Source organism: Microbacterium sp. Y-01 (assembly GCF_003856715.1).
Taxonomy (GTDB): Bacteria; Actinomycetota; Actinomycetes; order Actinomycetales; family Microbacteriaceae; genus Microbacterium; species Microbacterium algeriense.
Window position 1 is genome coordinate 1,761,057 of sequence record NZ_CP024170.1, and the last position, 18,235, is coordinate 1,779,291.

Below are 18,235 nucleotides of genomic sequence, written 5' to 3' on the forward strand. Positions count from 1 at the left end.
CGAATCCGTTCAGCCGTGGTTGACCGTGGGCACGTGCGGCTCGGGCTGGTGACGCAGCCACAGCGTCGAGAGCGCGGGCAGCGTCACCGTCGCGATCGGGTCGCCGTTCTCCCTGCCGCGAGCGACCACCATGCCGAGGTTGCCGGCACCGCGTCCACCGTGATCGACGGCGTCGGTGTTGAGCACCTCCTGCCACACGCCCTCGCGGGGGAGCGCCAGCTGGTGACCCGTCTTCTCGACGCCGGCGAAGTTGCTGACCACGACGAGTCGCCCTCCGTGCGCGTCGCGCCGCTCGAAGGCGATCACGGACGGGTCCCACGCGGGTGCGCCCAGCCGATCGAAGGAGGAGCCGTCGTTGTCGCGCTCCCACAGCGGCGCCTGCGCGCGGTAGGTGCGGTTCAGTGCGCCGACGAAGTCCTGCAACTGGGCGTGTGAGGGCTGGTCCAGCAGCCACCAGTCCAGCTCGCGCCCTTCCGACCACTCCGCGAGCTGGCCGAACTCCTGGCCCATGAACAGCAGCTTCTTACCGGGGTGGCCCCACATGTACGCGAGGTAGGCGCGGACGTTGGCCAGCTTGTGCCAGTGATCGCCCGGCATCTTGGCGAGCAGGCTGCCCTTGCCGTGGACGACCTCGTCATGGCTGATGGGCAGCAGGTAGTTCTCGCCGAACGCGTAGACGAACGAGAAGGTCATCTCGCCCTCGTGGTGCGCGCGATACAGGGGGTCGCGGACGATGTACTGGAGCGAGTCGTTCATCCAGCCCATGTTCCACTTGAACCCGAAGCCGAGGCCGGCGTGGTCGGTCGGCGCCGTCACCCCCGGGAAGCTGGTGGACTCCTCGGCGATCATCATGATCCCCGGGTGGAGACGGTACGCGGTCGCGTTGACCTCCTGCAGGAAGCGGATCGCCTCGAGATTCTCGCGGCCGCCGTGGATGTTGGGCTCCCACTCGCCGTCCTTGCGCGAGTAGTCGAGGTACAGCATCGAGGCGACGGCGTCGACGCGGAGACCGTCGACGTGGAACTCCTGCATCCAGTACAGGGCGTTCGCCACGAGGAAGCCGCGGACCTCCGACCGTCCGTAGTCGAAGATCAGCGTGCCCCAGTCCTGATGCTCGCCGCGGCGGGGATCCGGATGCTCGTAGAGCGGCTGTCCGTCGAATCTCGCCAGCGCGAAGGCGTCCTTCGGGAAGTGGCCGGGCACCCAGTCCATGATCACGCCGATCCCGGCCTGGTGCAGTCGATCGATCAGGTACCGCAGGTCATCCGGGCTCCCGAATCGACTGGTGGGGGCGTAGTAGCCGCTCACCTGATATCCCCAGGATCCGCCGAACGGATGCTCGGCGAGCGGCATGAACTCGACGTGCGTGAAACCGGTCGCGGTGACGTGCTCGATGAGCGGATCCGCCAGATCGCGATACCCCAGTCCGCCTCGCCACGAGCCCACGTGCACCTCGTACACCGACAGGGGTTGGGCGACGGCGTGGGTCGCCGCTCGGCGGGTCATCCACGCGCCGTCCGACCACTCGTAGGACGAGGAGGTCACGACCGAAGCCGTGTCCGGCGGCACCTCGGCGGCGAGCGCCATCGGGTCGGCCTTCAGGATCCAGTCGCCGTTGCGCGTGCGGATCTGGTACTTGTAGCGGGTTCCGATCGGCAGGTCGGGGATGAACAGCTCCCACACGCCGCTCCCGCCGAGCGAGCGCATCGCGTGCGTCTCCCCGTTCCATCCGTTGTGATCGCCGACGACCCGCACCGCTGTCGCGTTCGGGGCCCAGACGGCGAACGAGACGCCGCGTTCCCCCTCGGATGTGTGCGGATGGGCGCCCAGGGCCTCCCAGAGACGCTCGTGCCGTCCTTCCGCGATCAGGTGCAGGTCGAGCTCCCCGAGCGTCGGAGCGTGGCGGTAGGGGTCTCCGGCGACCGTCTCGTCCTGATCGGCGTAGCGGGTGGCGATGCGGTAGGGGAGCGGCGGGCCGGCGTGCTGCGCCTCCCAGATCCCGTGGGCGACGTGGGCGAGCTCGACTCGGCTCCCGTCGCCGAAGACCGCGGCGACCTCGGCGGCGAGGGGACGGCGGGCCCTGATCAGCGTCACGGTGCGGTCAGCGGCGTCCTTGTGCGGATGCGGACCGAGCACGGAGTGCGGATCGTGATGCGTGGCCGACGCGATCGCCTCCCACGCGGTGGATGCGGCGAGTTCTTCCGTGTGGCTCATGATCGCTCCCTCACCTTCAGGATGTGCACCGGCTCGGCGAAGGCGTCGAGCCGCACGTAGTTGTGGTCGCGCCACGTCCAGACCTCGCCCGTGAGGAGGTCTTCGACCTCGAAGGCGTCTCCGAGGGGAACGCCCCAGACGGTGGTGTTGAGGTGCACCGTCGTCTCGCGGACCGAGTGCGGGTCGACGTTCGCGACGACGATGATGGTGTCCGCCCTCCCCGTGCCGGTGAAGGCCGCGTCGAGGTGCTTGCTGTACACGAGGATGGCGTCGTCGTCGCTCCAGTGCGAGCGGAAGTTGCGCAGCTGCCCCAGCGCCGGGTGTGCGCCCCGGATCTCGTTGAGCCTGCGCAGGAGCGGCGCCAGGGACTCGCCGCGCTCCTCGGCGCCCTTCCAATCGCGGAACTTGTACTCGTACTTCTCGTTGTCGATGTTCTCCTCGGAACCGGGCCGCGCCACGTTCTCGAAGAGCTCGTACCCGGCATAGACCCCGTAGACGGGACCGGCGGTGGCGGCGATACAGGCGCGGATGCGGTACGCGGCCCTGCCGCCGAACTGCAGGTACTCGGTGAGGATGTCGTGCGTGTTGACGAACAGATTCGGTCGCATGTAGTCGGCGGTCTCGTGCGACACCGACGTCAGGAACTCCTCCAGCTCGGCCTTGCTGTTGCGCCACGTGAAGTAGCTGTAGCTCTGCTGGAACCCGACGGCGGCGAGCGCGCGCATCACGGCCGGACGGGTGAACGCCTCGGCGAGGAAGATCACGTCCGGATCGACGGCGCCGACCTCGCGGATGAGCCATTCCCAGAACTGCAGCGGTTTGGTGTGCGGATTGTCGACGCGGAAGATCTTGACGCCCTGCGCGACCCAGTGCTGCACGATGCGCAGCATCTCCGCGGCGATCCCTTCCGGGTCGTTGTCGAAATTCAGCGGGTAGATGTCCTGGTACTTCTTGGGCGGGTTCTCGGCGTAGGCGATCGAGCCGTCGGGGAGGGTCGTGAACCATTCCGGATGCTCGGTCACCCACGGGTGATCCGGCGAGGCCTGCAGGGCGAGGTCCAGGGCGACCTCGAGCCCTTCCTTCCTGGCTGCGCGCACGAAGAAGCGGAAATCCTGCTCCGTGCCGAGATCGGGGTGGATCGCGTCGTGCCCGCCCTCGGCCGCGCCGATCGCGTACGGCGAGCCCGGGTCTCCGGCCTCGGCGACGAGCGTGTTGTTGCGGCCCTTCCGATTGGTCGTGCCGATCGGGTGGACGGGGACGAGATAGATCACGTCGAAGCCCATCGCCGCGACCTCGGGCAGACGTCGCGCCGCGGTACGGAAGGTCCCGCTCCTGACGCTGCCGTCCTTGAGGCGGCGCGCCCCCTCGGAGCGGGGGAAGAACTCGTACCATGCCCCCACTCCGGCGGCGCGGCGGTCGACGTGCAGGGAGTGCTCGACCGACGCGGAACGGAGCGTGGTCACCGGCCGGTCACGGAAGAGTCGGGCGAGCTCGGCATCCGTCGACATCGCGAGAGTCATGGTCCCGTCGTCGGTGCGCAACTGCGCCGAGATCGCGAGAAGCCGCTTCCGCTCCGCCGCGGGACGGTCCTTCTCCGCGGCGGCGCGTGCCAGCAGATCCGCGCCGAGCGCGGCCATCACCGGCACGTCGACGCCCGCCGCGACCTTCAGCTCCGCGGCGTGCGCCCAGGTCGCGAAGTCGTCGGAGAACGCTTCGAAGCGGAATCGCCAGGTTCCCTGCTCGTCGAGGGCGATGTCGGCCGCCCACGTGTCGGTCCCGTCGGCTCGCGGCGTCAGCCTGTGCAGGCTGCTCTCGCCCGACGGAGACGTCAGACGCAGGTGCACGCCGATCGCATCATGTCCTTCGCGGAACGAGACGACGCGGAACGGCACGACCTCGCCGACGAAGGCCTTCGGCACGAACCCGCCGGGAACGGAGGGGGACGGGTCGAGCAGCGGGAGCCGCGTCGTGCGCAGATCTCCCGGCAGGTCGGCTTCGCCGAGCGCGCGCATCGGGATCTGAGCGGGGCTCCGAAGAGCCGGGGACCGGGTACCAGCACGTGCAGACACATCCCGAATGTACCGCGCGGACCCGGTGGCGGGTAGCGCGCCGCGTGGTGCGTCGGCGGCGCGCGTCATTCGACGCGGAACAGCCTCATCGAGGTCCCGGAGACCGGGAGCACGTCTCCCGGCGCGAAGACCTCCTGCTCCTCGGAGGGACGCTCCTGAGCGCTCGACCACAGTGACACGAAGCGCGTCGCCCCCTCGATCTCCTCGGGGAGGCGGACGTCGATGGGCGACTCCGTCCCGTGCACGATGAGCAGGATCCGGTTGTACGCCTCGGCCTCGGGCGTGGACGCCGCGACGTACTGGAGCGTGCGGTTGCCGGGGTCGGTCCACTGGTGTGCTTCCATCGTCTCGCCGTTCTGGTCGTACCAGTCCATGACGGAGGCGCCGGGGATGTGCTCGCCCAGTCGGGCGTAGCGGGTCGGCCGCAGTGCCGGATTCTCCTCGCGGAGGCGGATCAGGCGGGCGACGTGCGCACGCAGGTCCTCCTGCCACGGTTCGAAGTCCCAGGCGAGCCAGGTGAGCGCCGAGTCCTGCGCGTAGGCGTTGTTGTTCCCCTTCTGGGTCCGCCCATGCTCATCGCCCGCGGTGAGCATGGGGATCCCGGCGGAGAGCAGCAGGGTGCCGAGGAGGTTGCGCATCGCCTTGCGCCGGGCGGCGAGGATCGCGGGATCGTCGGTCGGCCCCTCGATGCCGTGGTTGAACGCGCGGTTCGTGTCCGCACCGTCGCGGTTGTGCTCGCCGTTGGCCTCGTTGTGCTTGACGTCGTACGACACGAGGTCGTGGAGGGTGAAGCCGTCATGGGCCGTGACGAAGTTGACGCTCGCCAGCGGCCCCCTGTCCTCGCTGAACGTGTTCGAGGAGCCGGCGAGACGCGTCGCGAATCCGCCGATGCCGACCGGGGCGGACGCTCGCCGCGCGTAGTCGATGTCGCTCAGCCAGAAGTTGCGCACGCGGTCGCGGTAGCGGTCGTTCCACTCGTGCCAGCCCGCAGGGAAGTTCCCGGTCTGCCAGCCGCCGAGGCCGACGTCCCACGGCTCGGCGATGAGCTTCGTGTCAGCGAGGGCCGGGTCGCTCGCGATGGCCGTGAGCAGCGGATGCTCCGGCGTGTAGGTGTGCGACTCGTCCCTGGCGATCGCTGTGGCGAGGTCGAAGCGGAAGCCGTCGATCTGCATCTCCTGCGCCCAGTAGCGGAGGGAGTCGAGCACGAGACGAGCGCCGGCGGCCGTGGCCGTGTTCAGCGTGTTCCCGCATCCGGTCGTGTCGATGTACACGCCGGACGCGTCCTGACGGTAGTACCTCGCGTTGTCGATACCGCGCAGACTCGAGCGCGGTCCGCCGATGCCCTCTTCCGATGTGTGGTTGTAGACCACGTCGAGGATCACCTCGAGACCGGCCTCGTGCAGCAGCCGGACCATGCCCTTGAACTCGGACAGCACCGCCTCCGGCCCCTCCTTCCGGGCGTCCTCCGTCGCGTAGGCCGTGTGCGGTGTGAAGAAGTTGAGGGTGTTGTAGCCCCAGTAGTTGGTGAGTCCGCGTTCGAGCAGACGGGGCTCCGGCACGAACGCCTGGATGGGGAGCAGCTCGATGGAGGTGACGCCCAGCGAGTGGAAGTGCTCGATCATCGCGGGGTGGGCGAGGCCCGCGTACGTGCCGTGCAGCGCAGGCGGCACATCGGGGTGCCGCTTCGTGAGCCCCTTGAGGTGCCCCTCGTAGATGACCGTCCTGTCCAGCGGGACGCGGGGCTTGCGCGAGTCGCCCCAGTCGAACCCGTCGACGATGACGACCGAGCGCCATTCCTCGTATCCGTCGCCCTGGGCGAGGCCCCGCGCGTACGGGTCGAGCAGCAGCGTCTCCGGGTTGAAGGTGTTTCCCGGCCCGTGCGGACCGCCGACCCGGATGGCGTAGCGCACACCGGGCTGGAGCAGCGGCGTCGTGACCTCCCAGATGCCCCCGGGCCGGCGCTCGAGGGGCAGCTCGTCGGTCGCCCAGTCGAGGTCCGTGGTGTCGAAGACGACCAGCTCGACGGAGGCCGCGTTCTGGGACCAGACGCGCAGGGTGCCGACTTCGTCGTGCAGGCGGACGCCGAGGTTGTCGAGGTCGGAGCCGCCGGGGACGATGAGGTCTCGGGACGCAGGCATGAATACACCCTAGGCGTGATGTGTTGCCGTCTCATGACAGGTCGGACCCGGTTCCACCCCGGCGCCCCCGGCGGGGTCCTTTTCGCGAGAGAATCGAGGGATGCGGCACTACCTCGACCATGCGGCGACCGCGCCGCTGCGCCCGGAGGCGCGGGACGCGTGGCTGCGCGCGACCGAGACGGTCGGCAACGCCTCGTCCACGCACGGTGCAGGCCAGGACGCGCGGCGACTGCTGGAGGAGTCGCGCGAGCGTGCCGCGGCCGTCCTGGACGCCGACCCGATCGAGATCGTCTTCACCTCCGGCGGCACGGAGTCGATCAACCTCGCGCTGCAGGGGATGTGGCACGCCCGCGCCGAAGGCACGACGGACATCGTGCTGCCGGACGGCGAGCACCACGCCACGATGGACACCGTCGCCGCCCTGGTCGAGGAGGGAGCCGGTGTCCGCAGGGTCACGCTGTCGCCGCTCGCGCGCATCGACCCCCGGGCGTTCGGCGAGCAGCTTCCCGGCGCGGCGCTGGCGACCGCGCTCGTCGCGAACAATGAGGCCGGCACCGTCAACGATGCCGCCGGGATGGCGGAAGAGGCCGCCGCGGCAGGAGTCCCCCTGCACCTGGATGCCGTGGCCGCCCTCGGGCATGTGCCGGTGTCGTTCCGGGGATGGCGTGCCGACGCCGCTCCCGGCACGGGACTCGTCGCGCTGAGCGTCGCTGGCCACAAGATCGGAGCGCCCGTCGGAGTCGGCGCGCTGGTCGCAGCGCGGACGGCGCGGTTGACGGCGCTGCTGCGCGGAGGCGCGCAGCAGCGCGGACTCCGCGCCGGCACGCAGGACGTGGCCGGGGCCGCCGCGTTCGCAACGGCTCTGGAGCTCGCCGAAGCGGAACGGGAGGAGGAGGCGCGTCGCCTCCGCCTGCTCCGCGACCGTCTCGTCGCCGGTGTCCGATCCGCCGTCCCCGCCGCCGAACTCCTGGGGGATCCGCACGACCGTCTTCCCGGGAACGCGCACCTGCTCTTCCCCGGGGCGGTGGGCGAGAGCCTCCTGTTCCTCCTGGACGTCGCCGGCGTCTCCGCATCGACGGGGTCGGCCTGTCAGGCGGGTGTGGCCGAGCCCTCGCACGTGGTCATGGCGATGGGGCGCGACGAGCAGGACGCCAGGAGCGTGCTGCGGTTCTCCCTCGGCCGCACGTCGACGGACGACGATGTGGACGCCGTGCTCGCCGTCATCGCCGACGCCTACGCGCGGGCATCCGGCGCCGGCACAGCTGCACGCTCGTAGACTGGTGCCATGCGGATCCTTGCGGCCATGAGCGGTGGCGTCGACTCGGCCGTCGCAGCCGCCAGGGCTGTCGAGGCCGGACACGACGTCGTCGGCGTGCACCTCGCGCTCTCCCGCGCCGGGGGGACGCTGCGCACCGGCAGCCGCGGGTGCTGCACCATCGAGGATGCGCTCGACGCCAGACGCGCCGCCGACGTGCTCGGCATCCCGTTCTACGTCTGGGACTTCTCGGAGCGGTTCCGCGACGACGTGATCGACGATTTCATCGCGGAGTACCAGGCGGGACGCACCCCGAACCCGTGCATGCGCTGCAACGAGAAGATCAAGTTCGCCGCTCTGCTGGAGCGTGCCATCGAGCTCGGCTTCGACGCCGTGTGCACAGGTCACTACGCCACCCTGGTCGACGGTGCCGACGGGCTCGAGCTGCATCGCGCATCCGACAACGCCAAGGATCAGTCCTACGTCCTCGGCGTCCTCACCGCGGAGCAGCTCGCCCACACGTACTTCCCGCTCGGCACCACGCCGTCGAAGGCGCTCGTGCGCGCCGAAGCCGAGGCGCGGGGCCTCAGCGTCGCTCAGAAGCCCGACAGCCACGACATCTGCTTCATCCCGGACGGCGACACCCGGGGCTGGCTCGCCGAGAAGGTCGGCACCGCCACGGGCGACATCGTGGACCGCTCGGGCGAGGTCGTCGGCGCGCACGAGGGCGCGCACGCCTTCACCGTCGGGCAGCGCCGCGGCCTCAAGCTGGGCGTCCCCGCCGCGGACGGCAAGCCGCGCTTCGTTCTCGAGGTGCGTCCCGTCTCGAACACCGTCGTGGTCGGACCGAAGGAGGCGCTGGCGATCGCCGAGATCGCGGGGGAGCGCTTCAGCTGGGCGGGGGCGGCGCCCGTCGACTCGTCCTTCGACTGCCACGTGCAGATACGCGCCCACGCCGAACCCGTCGCGGCGACGGCCGAGCTCACGGACCGGGGCGTCCGCGTCACGCCAGCGGTGCCGCTCGACGGCGTCGCGCCGGGACAGACCGCTGTCCTGTACATCGGCACGCGCGTCCTCGGACAGTTCACGATCGACACCACGGTGTCGGCCGTCCCCGTCGGCGCGTAGATCCCTCGCGGTGTCGGTGCCCGCTCGTAGACTGACGGGGTGCCGGAGAACATCTCGCTGGAAGACGCCCGAACCGAAGCCGAGGAGCTGACCACTCGCATCCTCGAGGCCAAGGAGGCCTACTACGGCCGCGACACCTCAGTGGTCGACGACTTCACCTACGACGGATGGATGCACCGACTCGAAGAGCTCGAACGCCTGCACCCCGAGCTGCAGGGCCAGGACTCTCCGACGCAGATGGTGGGCGCCGCCGAGGCGACCGGGCTCGCGACGATCGAGCACGCCGAGCGCATGCTCAGCCTCGACAACGTGTTCTCCGTCGACGAGCTCCGAGAGTGGGCCGCGAAGACCAGAGCCGCCTCCGGCCGCGAGGTCGCCTGGCTGACCGAGCTGAAGATCGACGGACTCGCGATCAACCTGCGGTACGAGAACGGCGTGCTGACCTCGGCGGCCACCCGCGGCGACGGGCGCGTCGGCGAGATCGTGACCGAGAACGCCCTGCGGCTGCCGGAGATCCCCGCTCGACTGGTCGGCGAAGGGCACCCGCCCATCGTCGAGGTCCGCGGTGAGGTGTTCATCCCGGTGGCCGCGTTCGAGCGTCTCAATGCGGCGCAGGCGGATTTCCGTGAGCGCGCCTATGCGGATGCGCTGGCGCGGTGGGAAGCGCGCGGTGGGGTGAAGAAGCCCTTCGATGAGGAGAAGGCGCGGACGGCGGCCGCGCGCCGCTTCCCGGCCTTCGCGAATCCGCGCAACGCGGCCAGTGGCGGCCTGCGGCAGCAGATCGACAAGAAGAACGGGCTGGAGCTGGAGGCGGGGCTGCTGCGGATCGAGTCGCTCGCGCTCTACGTGCACGGCATCGGGGCCTGGCCGAACCCACCGGTCGCGGCGCAGAGCGAGGTCTACGAGCTGCTGGCCGAATGGGGCCTGCCCACGAGTCCGCACACCAGGGTGTGCCGCACGATCGACGAGGTGGTCGACTTCGTGGAGTACTTCGGCGAACACCGCCACGACATCGAGCACGAGCTCGACGGCATCGTCGTCAAGGTCGACGAGCTCGAGCTGCACGACGAACTCGGGGCCACGAGCCGGGCTCCGCGCTGGGCGATCGCCTACAAGTACCCGCCAGAGGAGGTGCAGACGAAGCTCCTCGACATCGTCGTGTCCGTGGGGCGGACGGGCAGAGCCACTCCGTTCGCGGTCATGGCACCCGCACACGTCGCCGGGAGCGTCGTCCGGCAGGCGACGCTGCACAACAAGGACGTCGTGAAGGCGAAGGGCGTGCTCATCGGCGACACCGTCGTGCTGCGCAAGGCGGGCGACGTCATCCCCGAGGTTCTCGGCCCGGTCGTCGAGAAGCGCGACGGCACCGAGCGCGAGTTCGTGATGCCGGCGGACTGCCCGGAGTGCGGCACCCCGTTGCGGGCGATGAAGGAGGGCGACATCGATCTGCGCTGTCCGAACGCCCGCTCCTGTCCTGCGCAGGTCCGCGGACGGGTGGAGCACATCGGATCGCGCGGCGCGCTCGACGTGGAGGCGCTGGGCGAGGTCACCGCAGCGGCGCTGACGCAGCCGACGTCTCCCGCGGTTCCTCCGCTGGAGACGGAGGCCGGGCTCTTCGCCCTCACGGTGGACGAACTGGTGCCGATCGAGGTCGTCGTCCGCGATGCCGAGACCGGGCTGCCGAAGGAGGATGACGACGGCCTCGTGAAGACCCGCGCGCCCTTCCGACGCAACCCCACCGCCGCCGAGAAGAAGTCGGGGCTGGAGGGGCCGCAGCCCTCATCGCAGGCACTCACGCTGATCGCGGAGCTCGAGAAGGCGAAGACGAAGGACCTGTGGCGGCTGCTTGTGTCGCTGAACATCCGGCATGTCGGCCCCGTCGCCGCGCGGGCGCTGGCGCAGTGGTTCGGTTCGCTCGACGCGATCCGCGCCGCCTCACGGGAGGAGCTCGCCGCGGTCGAGGGAGTCGGCGGCATCATCGCCGACTCGCTGCTGGCCTGGTTCGAGGTCGACTGGCATCAGGAGATCGTGCAGCGCTGGACCGACGCGGGCGTGCAGTGGGCGACGCCCGGTCACCCGGGCCCCGGCGCGGCGGTCCCTGCGGGCGGCGTGCTCGAGGGGCTGACGGTCGTCGCGACCGGCTCTCTGGACGGCTACACCCGCGACGGCGCACAGGAGGCGATCATCCAGGCCGGAGGGAAGGCGGCGTCGAGCGTGTCGAAGAAGACCGACTTCGTGGCCGCCGGCCCCGGCGCGGGGTCCAAGCTCGCGAAGGCCGAGGAACTCGGTATCCGGATCCTCGACGCCGCACAGTTCCACATCCTCGTCACGGAGGGGCCGGAGGCTCTGGCCCCTGCGGGCGAGAGCTCCTGACGCGCGCGGCCACCGCCCACTTCGACGACCGAGCCGCGCGGCGGACGATGGGTCGTCCTTCCGCGCGGCTCCGCGATCAGTTCTTGTGCCGGGGCTTCCGGAACGGCTTCTCGTCCCGGTCGCCGCGGGCGTACCGGTCGTCATCGTTCCGGCGTGCGGGGCGCTCGTAGCGGTCGCCGCGACCGCCGTCGCGAGGTCCGCCGGTGCGACGTGCGCCGCCGGGGCCGCGATCGGGCTTGATCTCGATGAGGCGACCGGAGATCCGGGTGTCCCGCAGCTTCTCGAGCACGGCGGGGTCGAGGTTCGCGGGGAGCTCGACGATCGAGAAGTCGGGGCGGATGTTGATGGCGCCGAAGTCGTCGCGGCCGAGGCCGCCCTCATTGGCGAGAGCGCCGACGATCTGACGAGGTTCGACCCGATGCCGGCGGCCGACCTCGATGCGGTATGCGGCGTAGTCGCCGCGCCCCCGACGCTCGGTGCGGGGCTCCCGCGGCTCCCGTGTCGCGCGCTCGCGCGGCGGACGGTTGTCGGCCTCCACGGCCTTGGAGAGCGGATCGTTCGCCGGGTCGAGCAGCAGGGGAGTGTCGCCCTGCGCCACCACGGCGAGCGCCGCCGCCACATCCGCCTCGGGGACGTCGTGATGACGCACATAGTGCGCGACGATGTCCCGGAACGCCTCGATGCGGGTCGTCTCGGACAGCGCCGTCGTGATGGCGTCGTCGAAGCGGTTCAGACGCGTGGTGTTGACGTCTTCCGTGCTCGGCAGCTGCATCTGCGTGGGCTGCTGACGCGTCGCCTTCTCGATGTGCTTGAGGAGGTAGCGCTCGCGCGGCGTGATGAAGCTGATCGCGTCTCCGGAGCGCCCTGCGCGGCCGGTGCGGCCGATGCGGTGCACGTACGACTCGGTGTCGGTGGGGATGTCGAAGTTCACGACGTGGCTGATGCGCTCCACGTCCAGCCCGCGGGCCGCGACGTCGGTCGCGACGAGGATGTCGAGCTTTCCGTCCTTGAGCTGATTGACGCTGCGCTCACGCTGCACCTGGGGGACGTCGCCGTTGATCGCGGCTGCGGAGTATCCGCGGGCGCGCAGCTTCTCGGCCAGCGTCTCGGTCTCGTTCTTCGTGCGGACGAAGACGATCATCCCGTCGAAGTTCTCCACCTCGAGGATGCGGGTGAGCGCATCGACCTTCTGCGCGTACGAGACCACGAGGTACCGCTGGGTGATGTTCGTGCCCGTCGCGGTCTTCGACTTGATGCTGATCTCCTCCGGCTCGCGCAGGTACTTCTGCGCGAGGCGGCGGATCTGCGGCGGCATCGTGGCGGAGAACAGCGCGACCTGCTTCTCCTCGGGCGTCTGGGCGAGGATCTGCTCCACATCTTCCGCGAAGCCCATCTTCAGCATCTCGTCGGCCTCGTCGAGGACGAGGTACTGCAGCTGCGAGAGGTCCAGGGTGCCCTTGGCGAGGTGGTCCATGATCCGGCCCGGGGTGCCGACGATGACGTGGACCCCGCGACGCAGAGCAGACAGCTGCACGCCGTAGCCCTGGCCGCCGTAGACGGGGAGGACGTGGACGCCCTTCATCTTCGAGGCGTACGACTCGAACGCCTCGCACACCTGCAGCGCGAGTTCGCGGGTCGGGGCGAGCACGAGGGCCTGCGGGGTCTTCTGCGACACGTCGAGGCGCTCGAGCACGGGCAGGGCGAACGCGGCGGTCTTGCCGGTTCCGGTCTGGGCCATGCCGACGACGTCGCGGCCGGAGAGCAGCGTCGGGATGGTCGCCGCCTGGATGGGGGACGGGGTCTCGTAGCCGAGATCCTTGATGGCTTTGAGGACGGGCCCGGTGATGCCGAGCTCCTCGAATCCGGGGGTTGCGGGGGATTCCTCGGGGGCGTCGGTCAGCACTGCATCTTCAGGGGTCACTTCCCAAGGGTAGCGCGCGGCGGCACCCGCTGTCTGTGAGGGGAGGCTCAGGCGCCGGTCGTCAGAGCGGTCAGCCGCTCCTTGACCTGACGGCGGAGCACCTTCCCGATCAGCGAGGTGGGCAGCTCGTCGACCACGAAGACGCGACGCGGCACCTTGTACGGCGTGAGGATGCTGCGAGCGAACTCGCGGATCGCCTCGACATCGACCTCGGTGCCCGGTTCGACCACGATCGCCGCGACGACCTCTTCGCCGGAGTGCTCGCTCGGCAGGCCCACCACGGCCGCGTCCACGACCTGCGGGTGCTGTCGGAGCGCGTTCTCGACCTCGGTGGGGGCGACGTTGAAGCCGCCCGTGATGATGAGCTCCTTGATGCGATCGACGATGCGGACGAAGCCGGCGTCGTCGATCGTCACGATGTCGCCGGTGCGATACCAGCCGTCCGCGAACACCGACTCGGTCTCCTCCGGCTTGCCGTAGTAGCCGGAGAACACCTGCGGGCCGCGGACGACGAGCTCGCCGGCCGATCCCGCCGGGACGTCCTGTGTCGGGTTGTCCGGATCGACGACTCGGCATTCGGTGCCGGGCAGCGGCAGTCCCACGGTGCCGGGCACCCGGTTGTCGGCGACCGGGTTGGCCATGAGCACCGGTGAGCATTCGCTCAATCCGTAGCCTTCGACGAGGAAGCCGTTCGTCGCCTTCTCGAAGGGCACGACCAGCTCGTGCGGCAGCGCCATGGCGCCGGAGATCGCGACCTCGATGCCGTCGAGGGAGACGCCCTTCGCGTCGGCCGCGGTCAGCAGGCGGTCGGCGATCGGCGGAACGAGAGGAAGGAAGGTCGCCGGGTGCTTCTTCACGACGTCGAGGACCAGGTCGGGGTCGAACTTCGGGAACAGGACCAGCCGCGCACCCATCGACATGGCGAAGGTGAGGCAGAGCGTGAGTCCGTAGGCGTGGAACATCGGCAGCACCGCGTACACCACGCAGCCCTTGCCGCGCTGGATCGAGGGGACCCACGCCTGTGCCTGTGCCGCGTTCGCGAGCAGGTTCCGGTGCGTCAGGGCAGCACCCTTCGGCGTGCCCGTCGTCCCGGAGGTGTACTGGATGATCGCGAGGTCATCGGTGGCGGGCTTCGGGTGCGTCGAGGGCAGCGGTGCGGTCCCGAGCAGGGAGTCCCACACCACGGTGCCGCGGACCTTCTCCGTCAGAGCCGCGCGCGACTCCCGCGCCTTCGCCACCGGGAGCCGGAGTGCGAACCGGGTGAGCGCCGGCATGGCACGGGTGACGTCGACCGACACGAGATTCGTCACGGTGAGGTCGGCGGGGAAGTCCTGCACGGTGGAGACGACCTTGTTCCAGACGATCGCGTGCTTCGCTCCGTGATCCTCGAACTGCTTGCGGAGCTCCCGAGGGGTGTAGAGCGGGTTGTGCTCGACGACGACGGCGCCGAGACGGAGCACGGCGTAGAACGCGACGATGTGCTGCGGGCAGTTGGGCAGCACGATCGCGACCGGATCGCCCGCGCGGACGCCGAGGTCGCGCAGCCCGGCGGCGGCGCGATCGATGGCCGCCTGCAGCTGTGCGTAGGTCGTCTCCCTGCCGAAGAACTGCAGGGCGGGAGCATCGGGATAGTCCCGTGCGGATGCGGCGACGATGTCGACCAGCGACCCCTCGACAGGGGGAAGGTCTTCCGGAACTCCGGCGGCATAGCTGGCGATCCACGGGCGAGGGGGCTGGAACGTGCTCACCCGCCCAGCATAGGCCGGGCGCGGAGGAGGCCGGGGCACTCCAACTAGACTGGACGGGTGTCTGAAATCACCCCTGAACTCGTGCGCCATCTCGGTGTGCTCGCACGCATCCAGCTGAACGACGACGAGGTGTCGCGGCTCACCGGCCAGCTCGACGCGATCGTCGACAACATCGCCAAGGTCTCGGAGGTCGCGACGGCCGATGTCGCTGCGACCAGCCACCCGATCCCGTTGAGCAATGTCTTCCGCCCGGACGTCGTCGGCCAGACGCTGACGCACGAGCAGGTGCTGCAGAACGCTCCGGATGCCGCAGACGGCCGCTTCCGGGTCACCGCGATCCTGGGGGAGGAGCAGTGAGCGACATCATCCGCCTCGACGCCGCGGCTCTGGCCGCGAAGCTCGCCTCCCGCGAGGTCTCGAGCGTCGAGGCCACGCAGGCGCACCTGGACCGCATCGCCGCCGTCGACGGCGACGTGCACGCCTTCCTCCATGTGAACGAGGGGGCGCTCGACGCAGCCGCCGCGATCGATGCGCGCCGCGCGGCGGGCGAGGAGCTCGGTCCTCTCGCCGGGGTGCCGCTCGCGATCAAGGATGTGCTGGTCACGACCGACCAGCCCACCACGAGCGGGTCCCGCATCCTCGAGGGCTACCGGTCGCCGTACGACGCGACGGTCGTGGCGCGGTCTCGGGCTGCCGGCATGATCCCGCTGGGCAAGACCAACATGGACGAGTTCGCGATGGGATCCTCCACGGAGCACTCCGCCTACGGTCCGACCCGCAACCCGTGGGACCTCGACCGCATTCCCGGCGGATCCGGCGGAGGCTCGGCTGCGGCCGTCGCCGCTTTCGAGGCGCCGCTCGCGCTCGGCTCCGACACCGGCGGCTCGATCCGTCAGCCGGCGCACGTCACGGGTACCGTCGGCGTGAAGCCGACCTACGGCGGGGTGAGCCGCTACGGCGCGATCGCTCTCGCGTCGAGCCTCGACCAGGTCGGTCCGGTGTCCAGGACGGTGCTCGATTCCGGCCTGCTGCACGATGCGATCGCCGGGCACGACCCGAAGGACTCCACCTCCCTCACCGACGCCTGGCCGTCGTTCGCAGAAGCTGCTCGTGAGGGAGCGCGCGGGGACGTGCTCAAGGGGCTCAAGGTCGGCGTGATCCGCGAGCTGCCCGACAGCGGCTTCCAGCCCGGTGTCGCATCCTCCTTCCGCAGCGCGCTCGCGCTCATGGAGGCGCAGGGTGCCGAGATCGTCGAGATCGGTGCGCCGCACTTCGAGTACGGCGTCGCCGCCTACTACCTGATCCTCCCGGCGGAGGCATCGAGCAACCTCGCCAAGTTCGACTCCGTGCGCTTCGGTCTGCGGGTGACCCCCGACGGCAATCCGACGGTCGAGGACGTCATGTCCGCCACGCGCGACGCCGGTTTCGGCGACGAGGTGAAGCGCCGCATCATCCTCGGCACCTACGCCCTGTCGGCCGGATACTACGACGCGTACTACGGCAGCGCGCAGAAGGTCCGCACGCTGATCCAGCAGGACTTCGCGAACGCCTTCGCCGAGGTCGACGTCATCGCGACGCCGTCGGCACCCACGACGGCGTTCAAGCTCGGCGAGCAGGTCGACGACCCGCTGCAGATGTACCTGAACGACATCACCACGATTCCGGTGAACCTGGCCGGCGTTCCCGGTATCTCGATCCCGAGCGGTCTGGCGGACGAAGACGGGCTCCCCGTCGGCATCCAATTCATCGCTCCGGCCCGCGAGGACGCTCGTCTGTACAAGGTCGGTGCGGCGCTCGAGACGCTCCTCGTCGACGCGTGGGGCGCACCACTGCTCACTCGCGCACCGCAGCTCGCAGGAGGGAACCGCTGATGGCCGCCGCCAAGCTCATGGACTTCGACAAGGCGCTCGAGCTGTTCGAGCCCGTCCTCGGGTTCGAGGTGCACGTCGAGCTCAACACGAACACGAAGATGTTCTCCGACGCGCCGAACCCCGCGAACGAGGCGTACCACGCCGCCGAGCCGAACACGCTGATCGCTCCGGTCGACCTGGGACTCCCCGGAGCCCTGCCCGTCGTGAACGAGACGGCCATCCGATCGTCGATCAGCCTGGGCCTCGCGCTCGGCTGCTCGATCGCCTCGTCGAGCCGGTTCGCGCGCAAGAACTACTTCTACCCGGACCTGGGCAAGAACTACCAGATCTCGCAGTACGACGAGCCGATCGCCTATGAGGGATCCGTGGAAGTCGAGCTCGAGGACGGCACGCTCATCACGATCCCGATCGAGCGCGCCCACATGGAGGAGGACGCCGGCAAGCTCACGCACATGGGAGGCTCGACGGGCCGGATCCAGGGCGCCGAGTACTCGCTGGTCGACTACAACCGGGCGGGTGTGCCGCTGGTCGAGATCGTCACCAAGGTGATCACGGGCACGGAGCACCGGGCTCCCGAGGTGGCGAAGGCCTACGTGCAGGCGATCCGGGACATCGTCCGCGGACTGGGGATCTCCGAAGCCCGCCTGGAGCGCGGCAACCTGCGCTGCGACGCGAACGTCTCGCTGCGCCGGCGCGGCGAGGAGAAGCTCGGCACCCGCACCGAGACGAAGAACGTCAACTCCATGCGCTCCGTCGAGCGGGCCGTCCGGTACGAGATCCAGCGTCAGGCGCAGATCCTCGCCGACGGCGGGTCGATCACGCAGGAGACCAGGCACTGGCACGAGGACACCGGCACGACGTCGCCTGGTCGCCCGAAGTCGGACGCCGACGACTACCGGTACTTCCCTGAGCCGGATCTGCTGCCCGTGGAGCCGGCAGCCGAGCTGATCGAGGAGCTCCGAGCCGCGCTTCCGGAGCAGCCCGTCGCCCGTCGTCGCCGTCTGATGACGGAGTGGGGATTCACGGACCTCGAGTTCCAGGACGTGCGCAACGGCGGCATCCTCGACCAGGTCGAGGCCACGATCGCCGCCGGTGCCGCTCCGGCCGCCGCCCGGAAGTGGTGGACGGGAGAGATCGCCCGCCTGGCGAACGCGCAGGAGAAGGATGCTGCCGACCTGATCTCGGCGGAGAACGTCGCGGCTCTGCAGAAGCTCGTCGACGCGGGAACCCTCACCGACAAGCTCGCCCGCCAGGTGCTGGAGGGCGTGATCGCGGGGGAGGGCACTCCGCAGGAGGTCGTCGACGCCCGGGGGCTCGCCGTCGTCTCCGACGATGGTGCGCTCATCGCCGCGATCGACGACGCCTTCGCCGCGCAGCCCGATGTGCTCGCGAAGATCAAGGACGGCAAGGTCCAGGCGGCTGGAGCGGTCATCGGCGCCGTCATGAAGGCGATGAAGGGGCAGGCAGACGCCGCTCGGGTCCGTGAGCTCATCCTCGAGCGCGCGGCGCAGTGACCTG

The 18,235-nt window shown here is 69.9% G+C and carries 11 protein-coding genes; 6 read left to right on the forward strand and 5 right to left on the reverse strand.

All coding sequences use genetic code 11. The features are described from left to right. Positions 1-9: 9 nt before the first annotated feature. The 3 genes from glgB to glgX form a co-directional block, all read right to left on the reverse strand. Positions 10-2,214, reverse strand: a complete 2,205-nt coding sequence (gene glgB, locus CSX12_RS08265; RefSeq protein ID WP_124895479.1) for a 1,4-alpha-glucan branching protein GlgB — start codon at positions 2,212-2,214, stop codon at positions 10-12. Beyond that, the gene (locus tag CSX12_RS08270) at positions 2,211-4,226 is read right to left on the reverse strand and encodes an alpha-1,4-glucan--maltose-1-phosphate maltosyltransferase (protein WP_206427157.1); all 2,016 of its coding nucleotides are present in this window, start codon (positions 4,224-4,226) and stop codon (positions 2,211-2,213) included. The genes glgB and CSX12_RS08270 overlap by 4 nt, the downstream gene beginning before the upstream one ends. Positions 4,227-4,348: 122 nt before the next feature. After that, on the reverse strand, positions 4,349-6,421 hold the full coding sequence (gene glgX / locus CSX12_RS08275) for a glycogen debranching protein GlgX (RefSeq protein WP_124895480.1): 2,073 nt from the start codon (positions 6,419-6,421) through the stop codon (positions 4,349-4,351). A 100-nt stretch (positions 6,422-6,521) separates the two neighbouring features. Here glgX and CSX12_RS08280 point away from each other — a divergent pair, with 100 nt between their 5' ends. The 3 genes from CSX12_RS08280 to ligA are packed head-to-tail and all read left to right on the forward strand — an operon-like array spanning position 6,522 to position 11,177. Next, positions 6,522-7,697, forward strand: coding sequence for an aminotransferase class V-fold PLP-dependent enzyme (locus CSX12_RS08280; RefSeq protein WP_124895481.1), 1,176 nt, complete (start codon positions 6,522-6,524; stop codon positions 7,695-7,697). Between the two features lie 9 nt (positions 7,698-7,706). Continuing rightward, positions 7,707-8,804 carry a tRNA 2-thiouridine(34) synthase MnmA gene (mnmA, locus tag CSX12_RS08285; RefSeq protein ID WP_124895482.1) on the forward strand — a complete coding sequence of 366 codons (1,098 nt, stop codon included), beginning with the start codon at positions 7,707-7,709 and terminating at the stop codon, positions 8,802-8,804. 39 nt (positions 8,805-8,843) lie between these two features. Beyond that, on the forward strand, positions 8,844-11,177 hold the full coding sequence (gene ligA / locus CSX12_RS08290) for an NAD-dependent DNA ligase LigA (RefSeq protein ID WP_124895483.1): 2,334 nt from the start codon (positions 8,844-8,846) through the stop codon (positions 11,175-11,177). Between the two features lie 76 nt (positions 11,178-11,253). Here the strand turns inward: ligA and CSX12_RS08295 are convergent, their stop codons facing one another. After that, entirely contained in the window at positions 11,254-13,080 is a 1,827-nt protein-coding gene (locus CSX12_RS08295) for a DEAD/DEAH box helicase (protein ID WP_017202033.1), read from the reverse strand. Between the two features lie 65 nt (positions 13,081-13,145). After that, positions 13,146-14,846, reverse strand: a complete 1,701-nt coding sequence (locus CSX12_RS08300) for a long-chain-fatty-acid--CoA ligase (RefSeq protein ID WP_124895484.1) — start codon at positions 14,844-14,846, stop codon at positions 13,146-13,148. 57 nt (positions 14,847-14,903) lie between these two features. On the opposite strand from CSX12_RS08300, the gene gatC reads away from it, so the two are divergent. The 3 genes from gatC to gatB are packed head-to-tail and all read left to right on the forward strand — an operon-like array spanning position 14,904 to position 18,231. Beyond that, positions 14,904-15,203 (forward strand): Asp-tRNA(Asn)/Glu-tRNA(Gln) amidotransferase subunit GatC, encoded by a 300-nt coding sequence (gatC, locus tag CSX12_RS08305; RefSeq protein ID WP_026049703.1) that lies wholly within the window; start codon positions 14,904-14,906, stop codon positions 15,201-15,203. Next, positions 15,200-16,717: an Asp-tRNA(Asn)/Glu-tRNA(Gln) amidotransferase subunit GatA gene (gatA, locus tag CSX12_RS08310; protein WP_124895485.1), complete on the forward strand. Its 1,518-nt coding sequence runs from the start codon at positions 15,200-15,202 to the stop codon at positions 16,715-16,717. Before gatC ends, gatA begins: the two co-directional genes overlap by 4 nt. After that, positions 16,717-18,231 carry an Asp-tRNA(Asn)/Glu-tRNA(Gln) amidotransferase subunit GatB gene (gene gatB, locus CSX12_RS08315; RefSeq protein ID WP_017202037.1) on the forward strand — a complete coding sequence of 505 codons (1,515 nt, stop codon included), beginning with the start codon at positions 16,717-16,719 and terminating at the stop codon, positions 18,229-18,231. Before gatA ends, gatB begins: the two co-directional genes overlap by 1 nt. The last annotated feature ends 4 nt before the right edge of the window (positions 18,232-18,235 follow it).